Consider the following 1204-nt stretch of genomic DNA (forward strand, 5'->3'; position numbering starts at 1 on the left):
TCTAAGCAAAACTGTGTTCAAAATAAAGCTACAAAAACAGAACGTTATTACACCGTGGGATACGTCCCGCAAAATGACAAGGCCAGTGCCCCGCCTGCAATCCACCTTAAAGGGCAATGGCTTAAACAGGCAGGCTTTGAGATTGGCGGCTCGGTGACGGTGAAGATCATGGACGGCTGTCTGGTGCTCATCCCCTACAGTGACGAGACCAACAGCCTCAAGCAGCAATACCAGCGCCAGCGGGCACAAATCAGTGAAATTAAGCTGAGGATGCGCGAGTTGATTGGGGACTACAAAAGCCGCTAAGGGCAGGGAGTAAGCCACTCTTAAAAAAACAAGGCCGGAAGATCACGGGGATCTTCCGACTTACTGAAATCAATTATTATTAAGGTCCATAAAAATGCATTAATGTATCAAGAATACGCCAGTCTTCTTTTGTTAATTCTTTTTTTTCCATATGATCATATCTATAGCGTATTCCTTTCATTGGGATACCATATGGATGACTTTTTGCTGACTGCATTAAATCATCAATATCACTCTCGTGTATTAATGTTCTTTTAAGTAGCTGATAAAGCATTATTTCAGCATCTTTTCTTTCCAGCATATTCATTATATTACTCCGGTAAAATTTTAACTGAATCAAAGTTAATAACTCGCCAATCTGCATGCAACTGCCTTGCTCCGCCTTTTCCAAACTCAGGGTAAGCTTTTGTAAATGGCTCTAAGCGAGTTTTTACGTCATCACCTTTCCAGTAAGGCACCCTAACTTGTGGAACACCTTTTTCATATAACTGCAAGGTATCGAATTTGCCTACAAGTCGGGCATCACTCCATTCTGGAGATATTTGCAACTTATCTCTTGCCACACTTCCAGAAGGAAATTTATCAAATGCAATATAAGTAGCAGGAGCAGATTTGTTGTCTATAGTTGGAGTAACCCATTCATTCACAGAGCCGTCTTTCTCTAGGTATTTCATATGGCGATATCCTGTGGATGGCAATGTTGCACTTGGTCCATCTGGTCCGACATAAAAATCAGGTTTACTTGCAACCTGTGAAGTCCCACTCAGACCATAAGGGTCGATAAGTTTCGACGGATTATGCACATACCCATACGGATTTACCCCGCCCAATAAGCCGATCGGATCAGGCGAGATGTACTGCGCCGTCTCCGGCGAGTAATACCTAAACCGATTATAAT

3 protein-coding genes are annotated in these 1204 nt (G+C 42.7%); 1 reads left to right on the forward strand and 2 read right to left on the reverse strand.

Annotated elements, in window-relative coordinates:
* Nucleotides 1-306 (forward strand): SymE family type I addiction module toxin (locus Xsze_RS21420; RefSeq protein ID WP_244590095.1); only part of this gene is annotated, 306 nt, incomplete at its 5' end.
* Nucleotides 307-385: 79 nt separating this feature from the next.
* On the opposite strand, the gene Xsze_RS21425 is transcribed toward Xsze_RS21420, so the two are convergent.
* On the reverse strand, nucleotides 386-613 hold the full coding sequence (locus Xsze_RS21425) for a hypothetical protein (protein WP_038234687.1): 228 nt from the start codon (nucleotides 611-613) through the stop codon (nucleotides 386-388).
* Nucleotides 614-617: 4 nt separating this feature from the next.
* Nucleotides 618-1204, reverse strand: a 587-nt coding sequence (locus Xsze_RS21430; RefSeq protein WP_143707617.1) for an RHS repeat-associated core domain-containing protein, incomplete at its 5' end; no start/stop codon positions are given.

Source organism: Xenorhabdus szentirmaii DSM 16338 (genome assembly GCF_002632585.1).
GTDB lineage: Bacteria > Pseudomonadota > Gammaproteobacteria > Enterobacterales > Enterobacteriaceae > Xenorhabdus > Xenorhabdus szentirmaii.

Bases quoted from the DNA above. Each gene is read 5' to 3' on its own strand.
- Xsze_RS21425 (WP_038234687.1), bottom strand. From the start codon at position 613: ATGAATATGCTGGAAAGAAAAGATGCTGAAATAATGCTTTATCAGCTA.